General features: G+C 33.4%; 21 protein-coding genes. 16 read left to right on the top strand and 5 right to left on the bottom strand.

The annotated features are described in order from the left end of the window. Nucleotides 1–62 precede the first annotated feature (62 nt). From rlmD to NCCP28_RS19115, 6 genes are all read left to right on the top strand, one after another. A complete protein-coding gene (rlmD, locus tag NCCP28_RS19140) occupies nt 63–1,430 on the top strand; it encodes a 23S rRNA (uracil(1939)-C(5))-methyltransferase RlmD (RefSeq protein WP_248562823.1) in 1,368 nt (455 codons plus the stop codon). A 488-nt stretch (nt 1,431–1,918) separates the two neighbouring features. Next, nucleotides 1,919–2,698: an ABC transporter ATP-binding protein gene (locus tag NCCP28_RS19135; protein WP_248562822.1), complete on the top strand. Its 780-nt coding sequence runs from the start codon at nt 1,919–1,921 to the stop codon at nt 2,696–2,698. Between the two features lies 1 nt (nt 2,699). After that, nucleotides 2,700–3,560: an ABC transporter permease gene (locus NCCP28_RS19130; RefSeq protein WP_248562821.1), complete on the top strand. Its 861-nt coding sequence runs from the start codon at nt 2,700–2,702 to the stop codon at nt 3,558–3,560. A gap of 29 nt (nt 3,561–3,589) precedes the next feature. Continuing rightward, entirely contained in the window at nt 3,590–4,597 is a 1,008-nt protein-coding gene (locus tag NCCP28_RS19125) for an ABC transporter substrate-binding protein (RefSeq protein WP_248562820.1), read from the top strand. 249 nt (nt 4,598–4,846) lie between these two features. Further along, nucleotides 4,847–5,362: a methyl-accepting chemotaxis protein gene (locus tag NCCP28_RS19120; RefSeq protein ID WP_248562819.1), complete on the top strand. Its 516-nt coding sequence runs from the start codon at nt 4,847–4,849 to the stop codon at nt 5,360–5,362. Between the two features lie 30 nt (nt 5,363–5,392). Beyond that, on the top strand, nt 5,393–5,599 hold the full coding sequence (locus NCCP28_RS19115) for a hypothetical protein (protein WP_248562818.1): 207 nt from the start codon (nt 5,393–5,395) through the stop codon (nt 5,597–5,599). A gap of 280 nt (nt 5,600–5,879) precedes the next feature. Here the strand turns inward: NCCP28_RS19115 and NCCP28_RS19110 are convergent, their stop codons facing one another. The 3 genes from NCCP28_RS19110 to NCCP28_RS19100 all read right to left on the bottom strand — a co-directional run bounded on the left by NCCP28_RS19110 (nt 5,880) and on the right by NCCP28_RS19100 (nt 8,940). Continuing rightward, a complete protein-coding gene (locus tag NCCP28_RS19110; protein WP_248562817.1) occupies nt 5,880–7,175 on the bottom strand; it encodes an ABC transporter substrate-binding protein in 1,296 nt (431 codons plus the stop codon). Between the two features lie 95 nt (nt 7,176–7,270). Further along, on the bottom strand, nt 7,271–8,098 hold the full coding sequence (locus tag NCCP28_RS19105; protein WP_248562816.1) for a carbohydrate ABC transporter permease: 828 nt from the start codon (nt 8,096–8,098) through the stop codon (nt 7,271–7,273). Continuing rightward, nucleotides 8,098–8,940, bottom strand: a complete 843-nt coding sequence (locus NCCP28_RS19100; RefSeq protein ID WP_375709429.1) for a carbohydrate ABC transporter permease — start codon at nt 8,938–8,940, stop codon at nt 8,098–8,100. The genes NCCP28_RS19105 and NCCP28_RS19100 overlap by 1 nt, the downstream gene beginning before the upstream one ends. Nucleotides 8,941–9,150: 210 nt before the next feature. On the opposite strand from NCCP28_RS19100, the gene NCCP28_RS23680 reads away from it, so the two are divergent. From NCCP28_RS23680 to NCCP28_RS19090, 3 genes are read left to right on the top strand one after another with little or no spacing between them, the layout of a single operon-like run. Beyond that, nucleotides 9,151–9,276, top strand: a complete 126-nt coding sequence (locus NCCP28_RS23680) for a hypothetical protein (RefSeq protein ID WP_282579587.1) — start codon at nt 9,151–9,153, stop codon at nt 9,274–9,276. Further along, the gene (locus NCCP28_RS19095) at nt 9,273–11,087 is read left to right on the top strand and encodes a sensor histidine kinase (RefSeq protein WP_248562814.1); all 1,815 of its coding nucleotides are present in this window, start codon (nt 9,273–9,275) and stop codon (nt 11,085–11,087) included. Before NCCP28_RS23680 ends, NCCP28_RS19095 begins: the two co-directional genes overlap by 4 nt. After that, nucleotides 11,084–12,655, top strand: a complete 1,572-nt coding sequence (locus tag NCCP28_RS19090; RefSeq protein ID WP_248562813.1) for a response regulator — start codon at nt 11,084–11,086, stop codon at nt 12,653–12,655. The genes NCCP28_RS19095 and NCCP28_RS19090 overlap by 4 nt, the downstream gene beginning before the upstream one ends. Before the next feature lie 203 nt (nt 12,656–12,858). Here NCCP28_RS19090 and NCCP28_RS19085 read toward each other — a convergent pair whose 3' ends face one another. After that, nucleotides 12,859–13,200 carry a zinc ribbon domain-containing protein YjdM gene (locus NCCP28_RS19085; protein ID WP_248562812.1) on the bottom strand — a complete coding sequence of 114 codons (342 nt, stop codon included), beginning with the start codon at nt 13,198–13,200 and terminating at the stop codon, nt 12,859–12,861. A 225-nt stretch (nt 13,201–13,425) separates the two neighbouring features. Between NCCP28_RS19085 and NCCP28_RS19080 the strand changes: the two genes are divergently transcribed. The 5 genes from NCCP28_RS19080 (at nt 13,426) to NCCP28_RS19060 (ending at nt 20,951) form a co-directional block, all read left to right on the top strand. After that, the gene (locus NCCP28_RS19080; RefSeq protein WP_248562811.1) at nt 13,426–15,096 is read left to right on the top strand and encodes a glycoside hydrolase family 13 protein; all 1,671 of its coding nucleotides are present in this window, start codon (nt 13,426–13,428) and stop codon (nt 15,094–15,096) included. Between the two features lie 103 nt (nt 15,097–15,199). Continuing rightward, nucleotides 15,200–16,831, top strand: a complete 1,632-nt coding sequence (locus tag NCCP28_RS19075; RefSeq protein WP_248562810.1) for a glycoside hydrolase family 13 protein — start codon at nt 15,200–15,202, stop codon at nt 16,829–16,831. A gap of 456 nt (nt 16,832–17,287) precedes the next feature. After that, nucleotides 17,288–17,893, top strand: coding sequence for a class I SAM-dependent methyltransferase (locus NCCP28_RS19070; RefSeq protein ID WP_248562809.1), 606 nt, complete (start codon nt 17,288–17,290; stop codon nt 17,891–17,893). Between the two features lie 145 nt (nt 17,894–18,038). After that, nucleotides 18,039–20,072: a bifunctional diguanylate cyclase/phosphodiesterase gene (locus tag NCCP28_RS19065; RefSeq protein ID WP_248562808.1), complete on the top strand. Its 2,034-nt coding sequence runs from the start codon at nt 18,039–18,041 to the stop codon at nt 20,070–20,072. Between the two features lie 648 nt (nt 20,073–20,720). Further along, entirely contained in the window at nt 20,721–20,951 is a 231-nt protein-coding gene (locus tag NCCP28_RS19060) for an excisionase family DNA-binding protein (RefSeq protein WP_248562807.1), read from the top strand. A gap of 304 nt (nt 20,952–21,255) precedes the next feature. Here NCCP28_RS19060 and NCCP28_RS19055 read toward each other — a convergent pair whose 3' ends face one another. After that, nucleotides 21,256–21,576, bottom strand: a complete 321-nt coding sequence (locus NCCP28_RS19055) for a winged helix-turn-helix transcriptional regulator (protein WP_248562806.1) — start codon at nt 21,574–21,576, stop codon at nt 21,256–21,258. 172 nt (nt 21,577–21,748) lie between these two features. Here NCCP28_RS19055 and NCCP28_RS19050 point away from each other — a divergent pair, with 172 nt between their 5' ends. Next, nucleotides 21,749–22,603 carry a VOC family protein gene (locus tag NCCP28_RS19050; RefSeq protein ID WP_248562805.1) on the top strand — a complete coding sequence of 285 codons (855 nt, stop codon included), beginning with the start codon at nt 21,749–21,751 and terminating at the stop codon, nt 22,601–22,603. A 161-nt stretch (nt 22,604–22,764) separates the two neighbouring features. Beyond that, a complete protein-coding gene (locus NCCP28_RS19045; protein WP_248562804.1) occupies nt 22,765–23,607 on the top strand; it encodes an STAS domain-containing protein in 843 nt (280 codons plus the stop codon). Nucleotides 23,608–23,665: the final 58 nt, after the last annotated feature.

Here is a 23,665-nt window from a genome sequence, read left to right as displayed (position 1 = left end):
ATTTATGAACTAATTTTCTTTAATTTCCTATTTTCAATAACAATATGTAAAGGAAGAAGTATATGAGTCGAACATTACCCGTTCAAAAGAACGATATAATAGATATAGTATTCGAAGATTTAACACATGATGGTTCTGGAGTGGCAAAGGTTGAGGGTTATCCGCTTTTTATCCCCAATGGACTTCCAGGAGAGAAAGCGAAAGTAAAAGTAGTAAAAACAAATAAAAATTATGGATTTGGAAGATTATTAGAGCTACAAGAAAAAAGCCCTTATCGTGTAGATGCGCCTTGTCCAATCTATAAGGAATGTGGCGGGTGCCAGCTTCAGCATTTAAGCTATGAAGGGCAGATGCAAATCAAGCATAAACATGTGAAAGATGTTTTAACGAGAATCGGAAAAATAAATACAATTGTTCATCCTACTATTGGAATGAGCGAACCTTGGCGCTATCGAAATAAAGCACAAGTTCCAATTGGCGAACAAGAGGGCGGTTTAATCGGCGGATTCTACCAACAGCGTTCCCATCAAATCATTAATATGGAAGAATGTCTTATTCAGCAAAAAGAAAATGATGCAGTGGTTAAACGTGTAAAGGAAATCTGCAATCAATTTGGGGTAAAAGCGTACAATGAAGCAAATCATAAGGGAGATTTGCGCCATGTAATGGTAAGAAGGGGATTAGTTACCGAGGAAATTATGGTTGTATTGATTACCCGCACTGATGAACTTGTTCATAAAAACAAAATTGTGGATGAAATAGTGAATAGTATTCCTTCCCTAAAATCAATTATCCACAATGTGAATAATAAGAAAACGAATGTTATTATGGGTGATACGACAAAAGTTCTTTGGGGAGAAGAAGCGATTACGGACTATATTGGGGATGTTAAGTTTGCCATCTCAGCACGTTCTTTTTATCAAGTAAATCCAGAGCAAACGAAAGTTCTTTATAATAAAGCCCTTGAGTATGCTGATCTAAAAGGTGAAGAAAATGTAATAGATGCATACTGCGGTATTGGCACGATTTCACTTTTCTTAGCGAAAAAAGCAAAACAAGTATTCGGTGTTGAAATTGTTCCGCAAGCAATAGAAGATGCGAAAAGAAATGCACAGCTGAATAATATCCACAATGTGGATTTTGCTGTTGGGAAAGCAGAAGAAGTAATTCCAGATTGGTATAAAAAAGGGAATGAAGCAGATGTATTGGTAGTCGATCCTCCAAGAAAAGGCTGCGACGAAGCATTGCTGCAGACTATTTTAGAAATGAAGCCCAAAAAAGTAGTCTATGTATCCTGCAATCCTGCAACTCTAGCAAGAGATTTGCGTGTGTTGGAAGACGGAGGCTATCAAACAATAGAAGTGCAGCCTGTTGATATGTTTCCGCAGACCATGCATGTGGAGTGTGTAGCACAGCTAATTCTAAATTAAATAGTTACAAAAAAGACCCGAAAATTGTAAAAGTTTTTACGATTTTTCGGTCTTTTTTGTTTTCAGTCTTCTTTATTTCGATTTTTCTTCCTATTATAATCTTTTTCTGATACTAGTAGGGGGTGAATAGAAGAGGGCAAGCAAGAATAGATACTGAATGTGAGAAAATGTCACGTGTGACAAAATAAATTGCTATTGCAATCCTTTTTAACTAGTCATACTATACAAAAAATTCTGATCATTTCGTAAAAAAACCTAATGATTAATTATTGTTAACTGTATAAAATGAATTTATATTACATTTAATGTTATGAATACTAACGTTAATGAGTATTTTAAATACTGTTTGAGTATGTCGGAAATCTAGTTTCATGATCATTCTGCCTAAATATTTGGAAAGAGATAAATGGAAGCATACATAGTAAATAAACAAAATGTCTTTAAAAATAAAATTCAGAACGAGGCAATTACTAAGGGGAGGGATAACATTGTTTGCTAATCAAAATCAAGTCGTATCATTTCAGCATGTCGATAAAATTTACAATACAGGTACAGTAGCTTTAAGTGGGTTAGATTTAAGCATAAAGGAAGGGGAGTTTATGAGTTTCCTCGGTCCATCTGGCTGCGGGAAATCAACGGCACTGCGAATGGTGGCAGGCTTAGGGGAAGCTACAAAAGGAAAGGTAGAAGTTTTTGGACAAACGCCTAAAGAGGTGATTAAAAACAGCAATGATATAGCATTTGTTTTTCAGGAGGCTAATCTGCTTCCATGGAGAACGGTTCTAGACAATGTAATGCTGCCCCTTGAATTAAGGAATGCCGATAAGAAAAGCAAAAAGGAGACAGCTTTAAGAGTGCTTGAGATGGTAGGATTAAAGGATCATTTAAAATCTTATCCTAGACAGCTCTCAGGAGGGATGCGGATGAGGGTTTCCATTGCCCGAGCATTGGCAGCAAAACCTAAAATGCTTTTAATGGATGAACCATTTGCTGCATTAGATGAAATGACAAGACAAACTTTGCAAAATGAGCTGCTTGATATTTGGAAAAAAGAAAATACAACCATTCTTTTTGTGACACATAATGTTTATGAAGCGGTATTTCTTTCTACAAAAATTGCTGTAATGTCGGCAAGACCAGGCAGACTATCATCCATTATTGATGTGAATCTCCCATATCCAAGGGAGCGAATCGATAATCAATTTAATGAATATGTGGATTTGGCATCACATAGTCTGGAAAACAGTGCAATTGAAAGGAGTGTTTAATATGATGACACAATCTGCTGTAACGAAAAGTCAAAATATAGTGTCGGAGCAGCCGAAAAATAAATCATCAAATGTATGGAATACCTTTAAAGGCTCATTTTTAGGACCAATTGCAGCGCTAGTTCTTTTTCTTTCCATATGGCAGTTTATTCCGATGATGTTGGATATAAAACCATTTATTTTGCCAAAGCCGACAGATGTAGTTAATGCAGCAATAGCCGATTGGGCGTTACTGTGGCCTGCTATACAAATTACAATTACGGAGTCTCTAATTGGTTTTTTATTAAGTGCTTTTATTGGAATTGCAGTTTCAGTTGTATTGGCCAGTTCAAGAATTCTTGAAATCAGCATCTATCCATATGCAGTCATTTTGCAAACAATACCTGTTATTGCTGTTGCTCCAATTGTTGTTATTTGGTTTGGTTCTGGGTTTAATTCTATTGTTATTATTTCCTTCTTAATTGGATTCTTTCCAATTATTTCGAATACATTGATGGGGTTGAATTCGGTTGATAAAAATATGCAAGAATTATTTACATTATATAATGCTTCCAAATGGAAAACGATGTGGAAGCTTCGTATTCCTGCTGCTATGCCGTATATTATGACAGGCTTAAAAATTTCCAGCACTTTATCGATTGTCGGCGCTATTACTGGCGAGTATATTGCGGGGATCGGCGGTGGAAAGGGCGGATTAGGCTATGCAATTACTGTGGCTGCTGTACAGTTGAAAACTCCATATTTATTTGCCTGTGGAATTGCTGCAGCGATTTTTGGAATTTGTTTTTATCTTATCGTAAATCTATTTGCCCATTTGATGCTTAGATCATGGCATGAATCTGCGATGAAGAATGAAAAATAAAGAGAAATAACTGTAAAGAGGGGGATATTATGAAAAAGTTGCACAAAATTAATTATTTATTGTTAGGACTAGTATTTTTATTCACACTTACAGCTTGTGGTGGTGAAGCATCAGAAAAAACGTCAGCAGGAACAGATTCAGAAAAATCGAAAGATGTAAAAATTGTCTTAAACTGGTTTGCTAAAGCCCAGCATGGTGGAGTTTATGCAGCTCAGGAAGACGGAATATTCAAAGAAAATGGCTTGAACGTAACAATTGAACCAGGAGGGCCTCAAGTATCTTCTATCCAAATGGTTGCATCAGGAAAAGCGCAGTTTGGACTTGCACATGCGGATCAAATTGTCATGGCAAAAAATGAAGGAATTGATTTAGTGGCAGTAGCAACAGCAATGCAAGGAAGCCCTCAAGCACTCATGTTTCATAAAGGAGAAGGCATTAAAGATTTTGATGAGTTAAATGGTAGAGAAGTATATATTCAGCCAGGCATTACTTATTGGGAGTTTTTAAAGTCAAAATATGACTTAAAGAAAGTGAAAGAAATGGCTTATACTGGTCAACATACTAACTTTATTGCTAATAAAGACTCAGTGAGTCAAGCATTTGTCACATCAGAACCTTTCTTTTTAGCGAAAGAAAATATAGAAACAGAAACAAAGCTAATCTCAGATGCAGGCTATGATCCTTATAATGTTGTGTTATATGTATCAAAAGATTATTTAGAAGAAAATGAAAAAACGGTTAAAGCATTTACTAAATCTTTTGTGGAAGGCTGGAATGCTTATAAGGATTCATCTGAAGCAATAAATAAAGCGATTAAAAAAGATAACAGTGATATCGAATTGGATTCTTTAAAATTTGAGGCAGAAACACAAGCTGAATTTGTCTATGGCAAAGATGCAGAAACAAATGGAGTAGGCTACATGACAGAAGAACGTTGGGCAACGCTTATTAATCAATTACATGACTTGAAATTATTGGATAAAACATTTGATGCAAAGGATATCTTTACAACTAAATATTTACCTGGAAAAGAATAGGTTCCTAAAATTTAAGCTGAGTTTCCTTTGGGGAGCTCAGTTTTTTTCTATATACATATAAATAATTAGTTGGTTTCCTAGAATTAAAAGCTTTATCACGCATTAACGGGCAGTCTTCAAATCTAGGTGGGGGATAACTGCCCGTAACAGCCTGATTGAAGTTTCACTTTATATTGCACCATAATGGAGGGAGTTTATGATTAGATTATGGAATAATCTCACATTAGGCTGGAAATTTGGATTTAACAAATGGTTACAATCTTACTATTTTGTATTTCTGCTTTAATAGTTTTTAATCAGATGAATAAAGTGAAAATGTATATTCAAGAATTGCAAAAAGGGGGAGATCAATCTATTGAAATCACGGAAATAGGATCATTATTTAGAACAAAGGATATTAATATTAGACAAATGAATGCTATTGATCAAATGGTCAGTCAGTCTGTAAAAAAAGTAAAAGGGTTTGAAAAACATACAAAAAAAATCTCAAAAATTGTTGAAGTAATAAGTGGTGTTGCCAAGCAAACGAATTTATTAGCTTTAAATGCAGCAAGAGCAGGAGAACATGGAAAGGGCTTTGCCGTGGTTGCAGAAGAGGTGAGAAAACTGGCTGATCAAGTAAGCTTATCTGTTAAAAATATAATAATAATTGTAGAGGATATACATGAAGAATCCAGTGGGGTAGTTTTATCTCTTAAAAAGGTTTATAAAGAGGTTCGAGAAGGTTCTAAGCAAATAGAAATGATAGGAATAACCTTCGAATAAATAAATCAATCTCCTTTAAAGATGGCAAAAATGATAAAAGATATATTACAAAACTTAATGATGCTAGCAAACAGCAATGAAATGGTTTATCAGTCAATTGAAATAATCTCCTCTATTTCTCAAGAATCAGCAGCAGCAATCCAAGAGTCAAATAGTTCTATTGGAGAAGTAACCAATCAATCTAATCAGCCAGCAAATATTTCAGGTGAAGTAACTAACTTAATTCTGCATTTTTAAGCTATGAGAAAGGGAGAAAAGGAATACTGTTTTCAGCAGATATATAAAAGAAGATAATTGAATAAAAAAATCCAGCATTATGCTGGATCAACAAAAAGCTATCTATTTTCAAGGGGGAACTTGAAAAAGTTAGTGCTTGCTATAGAACTATCATACCTGTTAGTTGTGACTAAATGATGACAAAATGAATACAAATCGTTTAAAAAAAAATGAAGTTTTATAAAAAAATTGCCTCAAAATAGTTTTGAGGCAATTTTTTTATTTAGTACAAGCAAGGAGCTTATTTTTTTAGTTTAGCCCATGTTGCATCAAGTGCTTTTTCTGTTTCTTCTTTTGATTTTTGATTGCCTACATATGCTTGAAGGCTTGCACCGAATTCTTGACCAGCGCCATCAGGATATTTCATAAACTGCCAAGAATATGTTTTGCCTTCTTGAGAGTATTTTTGAAGGTCCGCACCTAAAGGTCCGATATCCTCTGCTGATGCTTCAATTGTTTTAAATGCTGGAAGGTATTTAAATTCTTTTACTAATGCTGTTTTACCTTCTTCAGATGTAACCATCCAGTTTAAGAAATCTTTTGCTGCTTCTTTATCTTTGTCAGGAGCGCCGTTGTAAACAACCCAGTTAGATGGTACGTCAACCATTAATTTATCTGATTTTGCTTTATCATCATTGATTGGCAGTGGAATAAAACCTACTTCCATATCTGGAGTGATTTTGTCGATCATTGGTTGAATCCAGTTACCTTGTTGAATCATTGCAGCTTCACCAGTTGCAAATAATGTTACCTGTGTATTATAATCTGTTGTTAAAGGATTTTTGTTGCCGTATTTTACAGTAAGATCTAAGAAATTAAAGTAATCATTAAAGTATTCGTTGCCTTGGATTTTACCTGTACCTTCATTAAGTGATTTGATAAATGCGTCAGTATCATCTTGATAAGCGAAAGGCAAGTTTAAGCCGTGGTTTGCAAGTACCCACCATTCTCCATAACCGATTGCAAATGGTGTAATTCCTTTTGCTTTAAGCTTTTTTGATGCAGCTTCTAATTCAGAAAATGTTGTTGGAAGTTCTGTAATGCCAGCTTTTTTGAATAAAGTTTTATTATAAGCTAATCCATATCCTTCCATGTTGATTGGTTGGCCATATACTTTTCCATCAACTGTCATGCCGTCCAATGCACCCTCATATACATCTTTTACCCATGGCTGATCAGATAAATCTTCAAATTTATCTTGCCAAGCTACTGCTGCTTGATCACCGTCATTTGTAAAAATATCTGGAGCTTTATCAGAAGCAAATCTTGCTTTTAGCGAAGATGCTCCATCAGCGCCGCCGCCCACTGTTTCAATATTAAAAGTAACATCAGGATGTTCTTTTGTATATTGGTCTGTTAACGCTTTCAACTGATCTGCAATTTCCACTTTTCCTTGGAAAATGTCAACGACTACTTTTCCATCTTTGCTCGAGCTATCTTTTCCTGATGTGTCATCGCTGCCGCATGCTGCTGTGAAAAGTAGAGAAGTAGATAAAACTCCTGCTAATAATGCGTATTTTTTATTTATGAAACCCATTTGTTTCCCCTCCTGGTTGTTTAGGAAATAATATATTAATCTCTAACGTCTAATTTCTATGAAGTTAGGCGTTAGAGGGTTAACCTTAATGAAAATTACTTAATAGAACCGCTAGTAATACCTTTAATAATATGCTTTTGCATTGCAAAGAAGAAAATTAATAATGGAATAATACCGATCATTAATGCTGCTAATGCTAAATCCCATTGTTTTGTATATTGACCAAAGAAGAAGAAGGTCGCAAGTGGGATTGTTCTTAGCTCAGGATTTTGCAATACTAGTGAAGGCAGTAGGAAGTCATTCCAAATCCATAAGCTATTTAAGATAACTGTTGTAACAGTAATCGGTTTCAATAGTGGGAATACAATTCTCCAAAATACGCCGAATCTTGAACAGCCATCAATGATTGCTGCTTCTTCGAGCTCAACTGGGATCCCTTTGATAAAGCCATGATACAAGAAGATTGTCATACCTGATCCAAATCCTAAATACATGATAACAATGCCCCAAATACTGTTTAGCAGATTTAAGCTTCCTGCTGTTTTGATAAGAGGGATCATGATGGACTGGAACGGAATTATCATTGCAGCAACAAATGTCATAAAGATAATATTGCTGATTTTCTTTTTTGTTCGAACAAGCATATATGCTGCCATTGAACAAAAAACAACTAGAACAATATTGCTAGCAACTGTGATAATCAATGAGTTGCTGAATACTTTAAAGAAATTTAATTTTTCAAATGCATTTATATAGTTTTCAAACTGAAGCACTTTTGGCAATGCTGATGTTGATGTCAAAATCTCTGAAAAAGGCTTTAATGAGTTTGAGATAACGTAATAAAATGGCACTAGAAAGAGAAGACCAAGGATAATCGCAAATATCTCGACAGTGAATTTTTTTCCAGTATATTTGTTGTCCATTAGGATTCAACCTCCTTCTTCTTATTATAGGTTACTTGGATGATTGAGATGGCTGCAACGACAATGAAGAAGATTAAAGCTTTAGCTTCTCCTAATCCATAACGATTATTAACAAATGCCTCCGTATAAATATTAAGCGCTAACATTTCGGTTGATTTAAATGGACCTCCATTTGTTAAGGAAAGGTTTACGTCAAATACTTTAAAGGATGATGAAATTGTTAAGAATAAACAAATTGTTACGGCTGGCGCTACTAGCGGCATTGTAATATTGCGTAAGATTTCCCAACGATTTGCTCCATCAATTTTAGCTGCTTCAATTAATTCTTGTGGAACGTTTTGCAATGCTGCAATATAGATAATCATAATATATCCTGCACCTTGCCATACGCTAACAATAACGATTCCCCAAAATGCTGTATGCTGATCGCCCAGCCATGCTAAATTGAAAAGTGGAAGACCTGTTATTTGTCCAATTGATGCAAAACCTTTAACAAAAATGAACTGCCAGATAAAACCTAATAACAATCCGCCAAGCAAGTTAGGCATAAAAAATACAGTGCGAAGAATATTGCTTGTTTTTAACATTTGTGTAACCAATAAAGCTAAACCGAATCCAATTACATTTGTTAAAATAATTGTAACCACGGTATACTTAATAGTTAGTAAAAAGGATGCCTGGAATTGCTTATCTTCGGTAAATAGATATTTAAAGTTATCAAGTCCGACCCATGATACATTACCAGTAACTCCATTCCAATCTGTAAAAGAATAATAGACACCAGTAAAAAAAGGAACTAATACGATAACTGCAAAAGTAAGAAAAACTGGTCCAACAAACAAGGAAAATAAACCTGCATCTTTCCATTTCTTTTTTCGGTTTAAAGAAACAGATTCCTTTGAATTTAATTTTTTGCGAGGAGATAATGCTGGCTCTCCTATTTTTTCTATATTATTTTGGCTATTCAATTTAAGCACCTCCTGTATGTCTTTAATTTAATGGAAAGAGAGTTTTAATGAAACTGCTTACATTGTCGAATAGGGTGGAAAATATTGAACAACTACAATAAGAGTGGTGAATATTGTGCTAAAATGAGGGAGGATATAGAAGAAAATGAACAAAAGGGAGGGAAGGTTAGTAATAAAGGACAGCTGATTATTACTAGCCAATTGAAATGAAGTGGGGCATTCGGAAAAAATTAATTCTATTATTAACATTAGCGACAATTCTCCCCTTTGGAGCAGGAATTATCATTACGTATCATTTAACGATTGAATCAATAAATAAACGTTCTCTTTCTTATAATCATGATTTGATTGAAAAAGGGAAAGAAGAGCTTGTATCTTATTTGGATGATGTATCCCAAATGTCTACTGTTTTGTATCGTTATACCCCATTTATGAATGTTTTGGCAAAAGGAATTTCCGCAAATTTAATAGATAATCAAGAAGAAGTAAGCAGAGTGCTTGCTTATCTTTTTAATACAAGACCTGAGATTGAACAAATGCATCTCTATATTGAAAAGGGCAAAGATTCCTATACCAATTACCACTCAAGCATAAGTGGACGGACGAAGAATGCCAATGTTTATAGTCATTCTTATTATAAAAAGTATTTAATGGGAGAAAAAGGCTATTCGCTGATTGAACCTCCCCATACAATCTACAGCTATAATAATCAATCATTTATACCAAACTCTCAAAAACAAAATGTTTTAAGTTTTCATAATATTATTCGAGATATTCCATCAGATGAATTTTTAGGGTTTTTATCTATTGATATCAATCTTTCTAAAATTGATGGAATTGCCAATAGGCTATATACAAAAAATGAAGAAGAATTTTACATAATGGATGAAAAAGGAGTAATTATCTACTCATCTGATGAGCATGAAGAAGGAAAACAAAATAAAGAAAAATGGTATAAGCAAGTAAAGAAAATGAATAATCAAAAAAGCTTGGAATGGAAAGATGATAATTTCTCTGGTGTGCTTATATTTGATCAATTTCCAGTTCAGCATAAGAATTGGTCCATTGTCAAAAAGGTCCCTTATGATGTTATATATAAAAGCGCAAGAAGTACAGCCTTAAATAATATTGCTATTGGATTCGTTTCCTTGGTGATTGTTCTAATTACGACAATGATTATTTCCTTTAAAATAACAGCGCCTATCAAGGTGTTGATTGACAATATGAAAAAAGTGGAAAAAGGGGAGTTTAAAGCGGATTTTGATTCATTAGGAAATGATGAAATAGGCAAACTCGGAGAACACTTTAAATTGATGATTGCCAAGATTAATGAATTAATCGATCGGGAGTATAAGTTGGAGATTGAAAATAAAGCATCACAGCTCCGAGTTTTGCGTTCGCAAATAAACCCACATTTTCTTTATAATTCTTTGCAGTCCATTGGAACACTTGCGTTAAAATCAAAGGCTACACAAGTTTATTCTTTATTAACAGCCCTTTCTTCCATTATGAGATACAGCATGAACATGAAAGAAGATATTGTTCCTTTGACTGCAGAGATAAAGCATGTGAAATCTTATTTATTATTGCAGAAACAGCGATTTGATGATCAATTCAATTTTGACATATCTATTGATAAAGAAGGGACAGAGCTGTTCATTCCTAAAATGATACTGCAGCCAATTGTTGAAAATACATTTAAACATGGCTTTTTAGAGCATAAAGCAGATTCTTATATTTATATAGAAGTTCTCGTAAAGGATCAACAGATTATTTGTACGGTAAAAGACAATGGAAATGGGATAAATGAACAAGAATTAAAAATCATTAGACAGGAACTGGAAACAGGAAGCTCGGCAAAAAAAGGAAGAGAGTCGATTGGATTAAAGAATATACATGATCGATTAGCGATTTATTATAAAAATCAAGCTGAAATGACAATAGAAAGCATTGAAAATGAAGGGTTTACTGTGAGAATTTGTATGCCAAAGGATGTGCCAGGTGAGGTGGAAGAAGAATGAAGGTATTAATTGTCGACGATGAAAAGCATGTTCGGGAAGGAATTCGCCTCCTTGCTGATTGGGAAGCATTTGATATTGGTGAGATACGAGAGGCAAGCAATGGGGAAGAAGCTGTTCAAATAATAAATGAATACAAACCTGAAATAATTTTTTCCGATATGAAGATGCCTAAAATGGATGGAACAAAACTGCTAGAGTGGATTAAAGAGCATATGCCTACAAGCAAAACGATTGTCGTGACAGGCTACGATGATTATCAATATATGAGGAAGGCAATTCATTATGGCAGTTCTGATTACTTATTAAAGCCAGTAGATCCAGAGATATTAAATGCTACATTAGAGAGAGTAGTACAAGAATGGAAAAAAGAAGAGCTGGAGAGAAAAAGCAAAGCAGACAGTTATCAGCTTATCAATAAAATGAAACCAGTATATCGGGACAGAAGGTTAACTTATTTTGTTAATAATAAACATATAGAAGCTGAATTATTGGAGGAATTAGGGTTTCATCTTGCAGCAAGTTATGCGATTGCTGTCATTCCTATTAGCGAAAAAGTGATGGAGGAATTTTCCTATGACCGGGACTTGGCCTATTTTTCTGTATTAAATATCATTAATGAACTATTAATGGAAAAAAAATGTGGCATTGGGTTTCGCTATTTGGCCAATAAAGGAGAAATAGTCGTTATATTCTGGGATCGATTTGAAGATATTCAAGAATATCTTAATGAAATATATATAGAAATAAAAAAATCATTTGCTGTTTCTTGCCCCATTGGCTTAGGACCTGTAGAAGCGGTTGATAATTTGCTGCATTCTTATCATGAAGGGAAAAAAATTCTCTTAGAAAGCAATGTTTTAGAAGATCGAGAACTTCGAGTCTATACCAAAAATGATAATTCTAATATGGAATTAAAAAGCTTAATGGCCTATTCATCTGCTATTAAATTGGCTGTACAAGCAGGTGAAGCAGGTGCATTTGATGAATTGATTCATCAAATAAAGGCAGATTATATACAAGAAGGCTACTTATCGGTTAGACAGCTAGAGCGCTTTGAACAGGAGTACCTGTTAATTAGCAATAGATGGTATAAAGATTATAATATTCCTATAAATTCAGCTAATGTACTGGAAAAAAGAGCGATGCTTTATTTTGATAAGGATGGGAAATTTATGCTTGAAAATTATGAGCATAGAATCCAGCAGGAAATTTCTATTTTTTTGAAAAAAGTGAAGAGAAAACAACAAAAAAAGAATACAAATATTATTTGCGAAATTGAAAGATATTTGCAAAATAATTTTAATCGAGAGATAAAGCTTCAAGAAATTTCAGAGCAATTTTATATAAGCAGAGAATATGTATCAAGAAAGTTTAAACAAGAGTTTAATGTAAATATTTCAGATTATATTGTTCAGGTGCGGATTAATAAAGCAAAGTCTTTATTAAAAAATAGTCAATTAAAAATATATGAAATTGCCAATATGGTAGGGTATCAGGATGATAAATATTTTCGGAAGGTATTTAAAAAGGTGATGGGAATAACACCAAATGAATACCGAGATCAATAGTTTTAATGCAGGCTGTTTTCTAAAAGTTTACTGCTTTATAAGAAGATGGCCACTAGATTAGAAACACAAAGCAGCAGTTTGAATATATGCATGTAGAAACCTGCGGAAAGTGAAGCCTCTTCAGACGGTGGTTTGCATAACTATATAAAAAAGATGTTCTTTATAAGAGTGGTTACTTCTTGTAGAGAACATCTTTTTATGGTTTAAGCTTTTTTAACAAACTCCGACTTTAATTTCATTGCACCAAATCCATCGATTTTGCAGTCGATATTATGATCGCCGTCGACTAAGCGAATACTTTTTACTTTTGTGCCTATTTTTAAGGTGGAAGAGCTTCCTTTTACTTTTAAATCTTTAATAATGGTTACAGAATCTCCGTCGTGTAGAATATTTCCATTTGAATCTTTTACGACTTTTGCATCTTCTATATTTTCAGATGTTTGTTCAGTTGTCCATTCATAAGCGCATTCTGGACAAACAAAAAAGTTTCCATCTTCATATGTATATTCTGAGTTGCATTTCGGACAATTTGGCATATTGGACATCTTTTTGCCTCCTAAATATTTTATTAATTGATGAATGAAGATAAGGTGCCTTCTTATTAAAATTAGAGTTCAATATTTTCCACCCTACCTGTCAATGTAAACAGTTTCATATATATTCTTAATCTCTAATAATGAAGAAGAAGATATTTTTAAAGGGATAACCAACTAAATCAAGAATAATAATTATAGCAGATTTTTTCTAATAAAAGAATTGGAGTTTTGTATATGAATAAGAAATGGTGGAAAGAAAGTGTAGCATACCAAGTATATCCGCGCAGTTTTATGGACAGCAATGGAGATGGAATTGGAGATCTAAAAGGGGTTACTTCTAAATTAGATTATTTAAAAGATCTGGGAATAGACGTAATATGGCTATCGCCAATGTATAAATCTCCTAATGATGATAATGGTTATGATATATCAGACTATCAGGATATTATGGATGAATTTGGATCAATGGCAGACTTTGACGAGCTTTTATATGAGGTGCATAAACGGGGGATGCGAATGATTTTGGATTTGGTGATCAATCATACGAGTGATGAGCATCCATGGTTTATTGAATCAAAATCTTCAAAGGATAATCCAAAAAGAGATTGGTATATATGGAAAGATGGAAAAGACGGGAAAGAGCCAAATAATTGGGAATCCATTTTCTCAGGCTCTGCTTGGAAATATGATGAAGAAACAGATCAGTATTTTATGCATATTTTTTCTGCACGCCAGCCAGATTTAAATTGGGAAAACAAAGAAGTGAGAGATGCATTGCATGATATGGTTAATTGGTGGCTGGATAAAGGAATTGATGGGTTCCGTGTCGATGCAATTTCTCATATTAAAAAGAGACCAGAATTTCCAGATATGGAAAATCCAGAAGGGTTAGACTATGTTCCATGTTTTCCAAATATGATGAATGTTGAGGGCATAGATGATTTTCTGTCAGAGTTTAAAGAAGAGACACTAAAAAAATATGATGTTATGACAGTCGGAGAAGCAAATGGAGTAGGCTTAGATGATGCTGATAGATGGGTCGGCGAAGAAAACGGCTATTTTAATATGATATTTCAATTTGAATTTTTGAACCTCTGGGAAAAGGATGCAAAAGACAAAGTAAATGTAGTAGCATTAAAAAAAATATTGTCAAAATGGCAAAACGGTTTAGAGGGCAGAGGATGGAATGCTCTTTTTATTGAAAATCATGATCAGCCCCGCCGTGTTTCTACATGGGGAGATGAACAAAAGTATTGGAAAGAAAGTGCAAAAATGCTTGCATCCATGTATTTTCTAATGAAAGGAACACCATTTATTTATCAAGGGCAAGAAATCGGCATGACAAATGTAGAGTTTCCTTCCATTGATGATTATAATGATGTCGGCATGATTAATTACTATAAAGTAGAATCAGAAAAAGGAGTTCCTCATGAAAAGATTATGGAAGTTGTCCGTGCCCAAAGCCGTGATAATGCAAGGACTCCAATGCAATGGAATGCAGAAAATATGGGAGGATTTACAACCTTCAATCACACCTGGCTTGGCGTAAATCCAAACTATACAGAAATTAATGTGGAACAGCAAGAAAAAGATCCAAATTCTATTCTATCTTTCTATAAGGAATTGATTAAATTAAGAAAAGGCAGTCCTTTATTCACATATGGCACATATGAACTGCTGCTGGCCAATCATCCAAGACTTTTTGTTTATACTCGCACGTTAGGAAAAAGAAAGGCGATTATCATCAATAACTTCAGCGATAAGCAAACAATGTTTAAAGTGCCATCAAGTGTTTCTTATAAGTATTCCGAATTGGCACTTCATAACTATGAAGTGAAAGAGAAAAAATTGAAGAAGAATTTTGCGTTGAAACCATACGAAACAAGAGTATATTTTATACACTAATCCTTGCAAAGCAAGGAGAACCTCATTCTTTAAAAAGTCCTTTCTTATAAAGAATGAGGTTCTTTTCATAAGTTGGCAGTCAGTCGAAATGAAGAGGTGGAAGATGAAAAAGCATTGGTGGAATGAAAGCGTTGTATATCAAGTGTATTGGAGGAGCTTCTATGATTCCAATGGAGATGGTTATGGGGACTTGCGCGGAGTTATAGAAAAACTAGATTATATTAAAACTTTGGGTGTAGATGTAATATGGCTGAACCCCTTCTATGTATCTCCGGATAAAGACAATGGGTATGATATATCAGATTACTATGAAATTATGCCTAAAGCAGGAAAAATGGAAGATTTTCTAGAGTTAATGGAAGAAACGAAAAAACGGAATCTTAAAGTGATTATGGATTTAGTAGTCAATCATACTTCCAATGAACATCCATGGTTTTTGGAATCCAAAGCAAGCAAGGATAATCCAAAAAGAGATTGGTACATTTGGCGTGATGGAAAGGATGGAAATCCTCCAAATAATTGGCGATCCTATTTCTGTCCTTCTGCATGGGAATATGATAAAAATACAGAACAATATTATTTTCATTCTTTTGCTGTAGAGCAGCCAGATTTAAATTGGGAAAATCAAGAAGTTCGTGAAGCAATTTATAAAATGATGCATTTTTGGCTACAAAAGGGCATAAGTGGTTTCAGGTTAGATGCAATTGCACTGCTTGCTAAACCAGCAGGATATCCAAATGTCAAAAAACCTGAAGATATTCGCTATTTAACAAATAATCCAGGTGTCCATGAGTTCTTGCAAGAGATGAACAAAAAGGTTTTTGCTCATTATGATGCTTTGACTGTGGGAGAAGTTGCATTTGTTTCGCCGGAAGAAGGTTTGCTTTATGTAGAGGAAAGCAGAAAGGAATTAGATACTTTATTCCATTTTGAAGTATGCGATGAAATGCCGACATGGGATTTAAAACGATTTAAAGCTATTCAAAAACGCTGGTATGAAGGATTATGGGGAAAAGGATGGAATTCTCAATTTTTGAATAATCATGATCATACCCGATTGGTAACAAGGTATGGGAATGACAAGGAATATCGAGTTGCTTCTGCTAAACTATTTGCTACAATGCTGCATACACTGCCAGGAATCCCTTATATTTATCAAGGCGAGGAGCTTGGCATGACAGGCGTCAAGTTTCCTTCAATTAAGGATTATAATGATATCGCTATGATAAATAAGTATCAGGAATTGACAGAAAAAGGAATGAATCCTTCAGAAGCTTTAGCCAGCCTTCAACCATTAAGCAGGGATAACAGTAGAACACCTATGCATTGGGATATGACAAGGAATGGAGGCTTTACAACAGGCGAACCATGGATAAATATGAATCCAAATTATCAAGAAATTAATGTTGCAAATGAACTAGAGAATTTAGATTCTATTTTCTATTATTATCAGCAATTAATTGCATGGAGAAAAAAATTTCCCGTATTTATTTATGGGGATTATAAACAAATAGCAGAAGAAGAGGAATCAATTTATGCTTATATGAGAACATATAAAGGAGAGAAATTAGTTTTTGTCGGCAACTTCTCAGAAAAGAAAGTGACGCTTCAATCGGAAGAATGTATAAATCTTTCCTATAATCATTTATTGATGTCTAATTATTCATCAGAAGATAAGCTGCAAACAGTAAGTATGGAGCCGTATGAATCAAGGCTTTATTTGGTGAGAAATTAAATAGTAGGGAAGTTGAAGTCTGAAATGATGAACAAACATTGTCCATCATTTCAGACTTTTTTAGTTTTGCGAAAAAATTCCAGCTAAAGGTTAGCTGGAATAAAAATATATTTTTCAAGGGGGAACTTGAAAAAAGTAAAATTATTAAGATAGTTATATCTTATCTTATAGATATGAACAAACTATGACGAGACAGTGACAATTTTTTTAAATATTATGAAGCGGTTTGGCTAAAAGCCATCCAAGAATCCCAATAAACAGCAACACGGACCAAAATATAATTTTACATTGTACAGCTGAAAGTAAGTTTTTATAAAAAAATTTGTTATAATCATTTGCAAAAAAGGCTTCTTTATATAAATAATATGGAAGGGAAAAGTAAAGTTTTCCAGATGATTTTATTGCCATGATTAGAGGGGAATTTAAAGCTGTTTATGGAAACCCAGGAGGAAAAAAATGAAAGAGAAAGATTACGAAAAATTACTTCATATTAATACAGAAGGCTATCAGCAAGGATTTCATAAATCGTTGCATTATCATCGTTATGAGCCTACTCCATATAAATATTTAGAGGTATTATTTAGCGAATATACATTAAAAAGCAGTGATCATGTTGTTGATTTCGGCTGTGGAAAAGGAAGATTAAATTTTTTTATTCATTATTTTTTTCAAGCAACAGTAACAGGAGTGGAATTTAATGAATTATATTATCAAGATGCCTTAAAAAATCGTATAAATTATAGCTATAAGGGAAAAAACAGCATGGGGGAAATCCGTTTCGAGCTATGTAAGGCAGAAGAGTATGAAATTGCTCCATTAGATAATCGTTTCTATTTTTTTAATCCTTTTTCCATTCAAATTTTTATCAAAATAATAAATAATATTCTTTATTCATTAGAAAGAAACAAAAGAGATATAGAAATCATTTTATATTATCCTTCAGATGAGTATTGCTTGTACTTAAATAATCATCCCTATTTTTCTGTAAAACAAGAGATACAGCTCTCTAAAACAAGGCAAAGTGATAGAGAGAAGTTTTTAATTTATCAAGGAGAAAACTAAGGGAAATAATGGATGAATATAACAAAAAGGATTTGTTGTGCTTTGTCTATTAACCTAGTATAGTTCATTGTAGTAGGTAAAAATATCTAGTGGTTAAATGAATGAAAATGCCTGTTATTTATAGAAGCATTTAAAGGAGAATGGTATGTTCCTATTACCAAATACAGAAAAATTTATTTATGTGGATGGGCATTATTCGATTTTGTTAGTTGTTTTATCAATTATTATTGCTTTTTTAGCTTCTTATACAGCAATTTCTTTAAATGAGCGGATTATATCTCATAGTTTTTTTCCTCGATATATTTGGTTAATTCTTGCATCTATTTCGATGGGAACCGGCATTTGGTCTATGCACTTTATAGGAATGAGTGCTTTGCAGCTTCCAGTTAAAATGGAATATGATCCTTTATTAACAGCAATTTCTATATTGCCAGCGATGTTAGCTTCTTTTCTAGCTTTTTTTCTTGTGAGTTTTCCAAAGCAGACATTGTTAACCTATAGTTTATCAGGCGTTATAATGGGGATTGGAATCTCTTTTATGCATTATCTTGGGATGATGGCGATGAAAGTAGAGGCAAGATACGTCTATCACTTTGGCTATTTTGTACTTTCTATTATTATTGCCATTTTAGCTTCCTTTATTTCGTTATATGTGTTGACAAAATTATATAAATGGATAAATAGAATTTGGATAAAGCTTGTGGCATCCCTTATTTTAGGGGGAGCGGTTGCAAGCATACATTATACAGGAATGTATGCTGTCCGATATTATGTGCCTAAGACAAAAAGTATTTCTCATGAACATATGCATCATATGGATATGGCGATTTTAATTATTACTTTGACATTAGGCATTACTGTATTTTTGCTGTTAATTTTTTTATCCAGCTTATTAGACAGATATGTAGATTATCGATTTAACTATTTTGATGCGTTAACAAAGCTGCCAAATAGAAAACAATTAGAAAAGATATTGGAAATTCCTAATGTATCAAAGGGACTAGCGGTAATGCATCTTCATGAATTGAAAAAATGGAATAATTCATTTGGCTATGCTTTTGGCGATGAAATTATTAAGCATATTGCTTATTTATGTCAACAAATTAAGCCGATAAAATTCAGTCTGTACCGGCTAGAAGGGAATCGTCTAGCTTTTTTATTTGACCAAGGAGAATCAACTGCATTAATAAATGAATTAAAGAAATTATCGGAGACCCTTTCTAATCCAATTACCGTGTATGAGCAAACGATTTATATAAAGGTTGCAACAGCTTTTTCTTTGCCAAATGAAACAAATAAAGGAAAAAAAATCCTAAAAGAAGTGAATGCGGTCTTAAGCCATCATTCAATAGTATATGAACATGAGATTATTTTGTATAATCCAGCTATTCATCAGCCTTCATTTGATAAACGGTTAATTCAAGATATAGATGAAGCAATGAAAAACAATCAACTTTATTTAGTTTATCAGCCGAAAATAGCTGCCCATAATAACAAAACATTAGGAGTAGAAGCGTTATTGCGTTGGCAGCATCCTGAATATGGATCATTATCACCGGGAATATTTATTCCGATTTTAGAGTCAGGAGAGAAAATGTTTGATGTCACAGATTGGCTGATTAATGAGGTATGCAAACAAATTGTAGAATGGAAAAAAGATGGGCAGGAAATGCAGGTGGCTGTAAATATACCTGGAACATATGTGACTGCTCCGAGGCTTTTGGTCTTCTTAAAAGACTGTCTAAAGAGATATCAACTGGATACAAATGTGTTGGAACTGGAAATGACCGAAACTAGTGCGGTAATAAATATAGAGGCAGCGATAAAATCTGTTTCTCAATTTAGAGAATATGGATTTTCCGTTGCTTTGGATGATTTTGGTACCGGTGTATCGTCTCTTTCTTATTTAAAAAGATTGCCTGTATCTACATTGAAAATAGACAAGTCTTTTGTGGATGGAATACCAAACTCCCAAAAAGACTCGGAAATTATTCAAGCAATTATTTCACTTGGTCAATCCCTTCATTTAAATATTATTATTGAAGGAGTAGAAATAAAAGAACAAGCAGATTTTTTAGCAAGTTTTAATGGAAGTATTGGCCTTCAAGGTTTTTATTTTGGAAAACCAATGAAAGTGGAGGAATTAGAACAATGGAGAAAAAGAAGTTTACCAGCTTAATTTAACACTTGCAAGATAAAGAAGGTTGCGTATATATAGGGTGGCGCAACCTTATAATTAAACAAATGTTAAGTTTGTTTTTCTTTAAAGATGGATTGCCAATTATAATAGCCATAAATCAATAAAAGAAATGCATAGAAAAATTAAATAATATTGTCTAGCATAAATTTTATTAGCTTCTGCCACTCCAATTATAGTTATTATTGGAAGGCTGCCAAAGCATAGTACATAATAAAGCCTCCCTTTAATATCAATACAACTATTATTGCTAATAGTATAAGCTTGATAACGGGTATGCATCCAAAGAGAAGGCTGAAGAAAGGGTGAATAGGGCAGGCTAGTGTTTCTCAGATGTGGAAAGGAATGTTTTGTAAAAAATAAAACCAAATGTTATTGCAACTTCTAATAAAAACAAAGTATTCATTACCATCATCATTTTTGTTTTTCCTCCCTTTATTGTATTCCAATTGTTTCGGCATACTTAAGATAAGGCTAGTATGCTGTATAATAAATATAACAAGTCTATTTATTAAATGTATAAAGACAATAATAAACATTTGTAAAGAAAATATAAGCTATAAAACCGAATGATACATTAGTTCTATATAATCGAATAACTGATACAAGCATAAGAGAGGTGCAGAAAACATGTATTTAACAACAAAAGAAACTGCGGAATTATTATCTGTCGCCGAATCAGCGGTGCAGAAACTAATTTTAGAAAAAAAGATTCGAGCATTGTTTGATGGACAACAGTATTTAGTAAATAAAGAGCAGTTTAACACTCATTTAGAACAAGTGGAAAAATATAAAAGATACGTAGAAGAACTTCTAAATGAGCCAATTCCAGAAGATAGAGATATTAAAGATGAGGATTAGTAGTCTACGAGTAGGAAGCTGATTATTTTTGAAACTGCATTGCCTCTATAGGTCCTTAACTGCACGCTACAGCATACTTTTTATTATATATTTATATGAAAATAGGAGGAGAATCATGAAGAATCTCCTCTTTTTTGTATATTCATTTTTATTAACAGAAAACAAGAAATTTAGATGGGGAGAAACTAAACCATAAAAGCCCAATTGGTTCAACTAACAATCAGTGCCGCTGAGTGAAGTTTCAAATTAAAAAGTATTCTCTATTATATCATCAACATTATTTTGTTTAGTTAAGCGGATGGCATTAAAGGTCTTGCTCTTTTATCCATATTTGCGACCATTTTTCTATTTCCTTCATAAGAGGCTCAAGGGTTTTTCCTTTTTCCGTGAGAGAATATTCTATTCTAACTGGTGTCTCTGGAAAAACTTCTCTGCGTATAATTCCTTGTTGCTCTAAATCCTTTAGACGTTCAGAAAGTAATCTTCCACTTATTCCTATAGATGATTCAAGAGAACAAAAACGCTGGGAACCATTGAGTAGTTGATAAATAATAAGACCAGTCCAACGCTGGCTTAAAATTCCCATCGCTTTTTCGAATTTTGGACAAATAGCGGATGTGTTCATTTTGCATCACTCCTCCCTACTAGTATACAATAACTATTATTTTAAGTAAAAATATTATTAAATACAATTAAATTACTTTACAATAAATAATTACTAAAATATAATTACTTACATAAAGTAAGTAATATAAAGATTGTTAAATAAATGATAAAGAAAGTAGGGCTATTTCATCATGCAATTTCATTCATATCCTAATATATATCCGACTAGCTTAACTTTAAAAATTCAGGACTTAGAAACATCCATAAAGTTTTACGAGAATATAATTGGGTTTAGATTATTGGCTAAAACCGATAAAAACGCAGTATTGACAGTAGATGGAACAACACCTTTATTATATTTAGAACAATTAGAAAAGGCAGAGTCAAAAAATACCCGAACTACAGGATTGTATCACTTCGCCATTTTAGTTCCATCTAGAGAAGATTTAGGAATTATCTTGCAGCATTTGCTGAAAAGTGGATTTCCGCTTCAAGGGGCATCTGACCATAATGTCAGTGAAGCTATTTATTTGGCAGATCCAGAAGGCAATGGCATTGAAATATATCGTGATCTACCAGCAGAAAATTGGCAATGGCAAAATGATTTTGTTCAGATGAGTACATTGGCAATGGATGCAGAGGGTGTCTTAGAAGCTGGAAGCAATAACGAATGGAATGGCCTTCCTGCAGGAAGTATCATTGGACATATTCATCTGCATGTAGCTGACTTAGAAAAAACGGTAGCCTTTTATGTAGAAGGATTAGGATTCGACATTGTGCAAAAATATGGAACACAAGCATATTTCATTTCCACAGGAAAATATCATCATCATATCGGTTTAAATATTTGGAATGGAAGAGGTATACCTGCTCCAAAAGCAGAAAATGTAGGTTTGAAGTATTTTGATTTAAAGATACCAACTGAGGAAAAAAGAAACGAGATAGCAGAGAGAGTGGAGAAATTAGGAGAAGTTATTGAGAAAAAAGATGACATTTTTTATGTATCTGATCCTTCTGGAAATACAATTCGATTAATCATTAAGTAAAAGGCTGCTGATAACTGTTATTTCACTGCTAATAATCAAACAATAATTCTAAATAGATAAAATACTTGTATTTTTTTTTTGAAAGACTTAAGTTTAACATATATAAATTTGTAAAATTATAAATAGAGAAGGCAAGTTTGTCTAAAAGAGGGTGGGATTTTTTGCAAAGGAATAAACAGTTATATCAGTTTTTTATTAAGAATGCTTCACGATTAACGGATGAGTGGTATAAAAACTTGGATAAAAGTGATTCACAAGGCGTTTATTCTTCTACAGATCCAGAGATTATACGTACTTTAAAGCAGCAAAATAATGAGTTTCACCATTATTTGGCTAAAGTGTTTATTGAAGAAAAGTCTAGTTTTTTTCAAGAATTTCAAAAATGGATTTTAAAAATTGCCTCAGATGAGGAACACCTAAGTACGCCTATTCATTATATTATTCGAGAATTTATTCGGACAAGAGAGCAATACTTTGAGTTAGTACAAGAATTTGTAAAAGAGAATTCAAGTAATGAAAACAGAATAAATAAATGGAATCGATTAATTGTGGAGATATTTGATATTATTATTTTGAAATATACAGAGGAATATCATTATTATTCAAGAAGGCAATTGATTGCACAGCAAGAAATGATTAATGAATTAAGTTCTCCTGTTATTTTATTAAGCAAAAACCGTGCTCTTTTGCCTTTGGTGGGTGATATTGATACAGCACGAGCTGCTTCTATTTTAGAAAATACAATAAAGCAATGTGCGGAAAAAAAAGTTTCGCAATTATTTATTGATCTATCTGGTGTAGTCATTATTGATACAATGGTCGCACATCAAATTTTTCAATTAATTCATGGATTAAGCTTAATTGGAGTACATGCCACACTATCTGGGATTAGGCCAGAAATAGCTACGACTGCTATTCAACTTGGCCTGTCTTTTGATAAAGTTGCCATCGCCTCTACTCTCTCGAAAGCAATTGCTCAAGATAAAGAGTTTTTTAACGGATGAAAAAATAGAAGGGGCATAAGCAAGCCCCTTCTAATAAAATCTACCTGCCTCAGCTTCT

The sequence above is a fragment of the Niallia sp. NCCP-28 genome (assembly GCF_023168165.1).
Taxonomy (GTDB): Bacteria; Bacillota; Bacilli; order Bacillales; family Cytobacillaceae; genus Niallia.
This window is presented reverse-complemented; position numbering and strand designations above follow the sequence as displayed.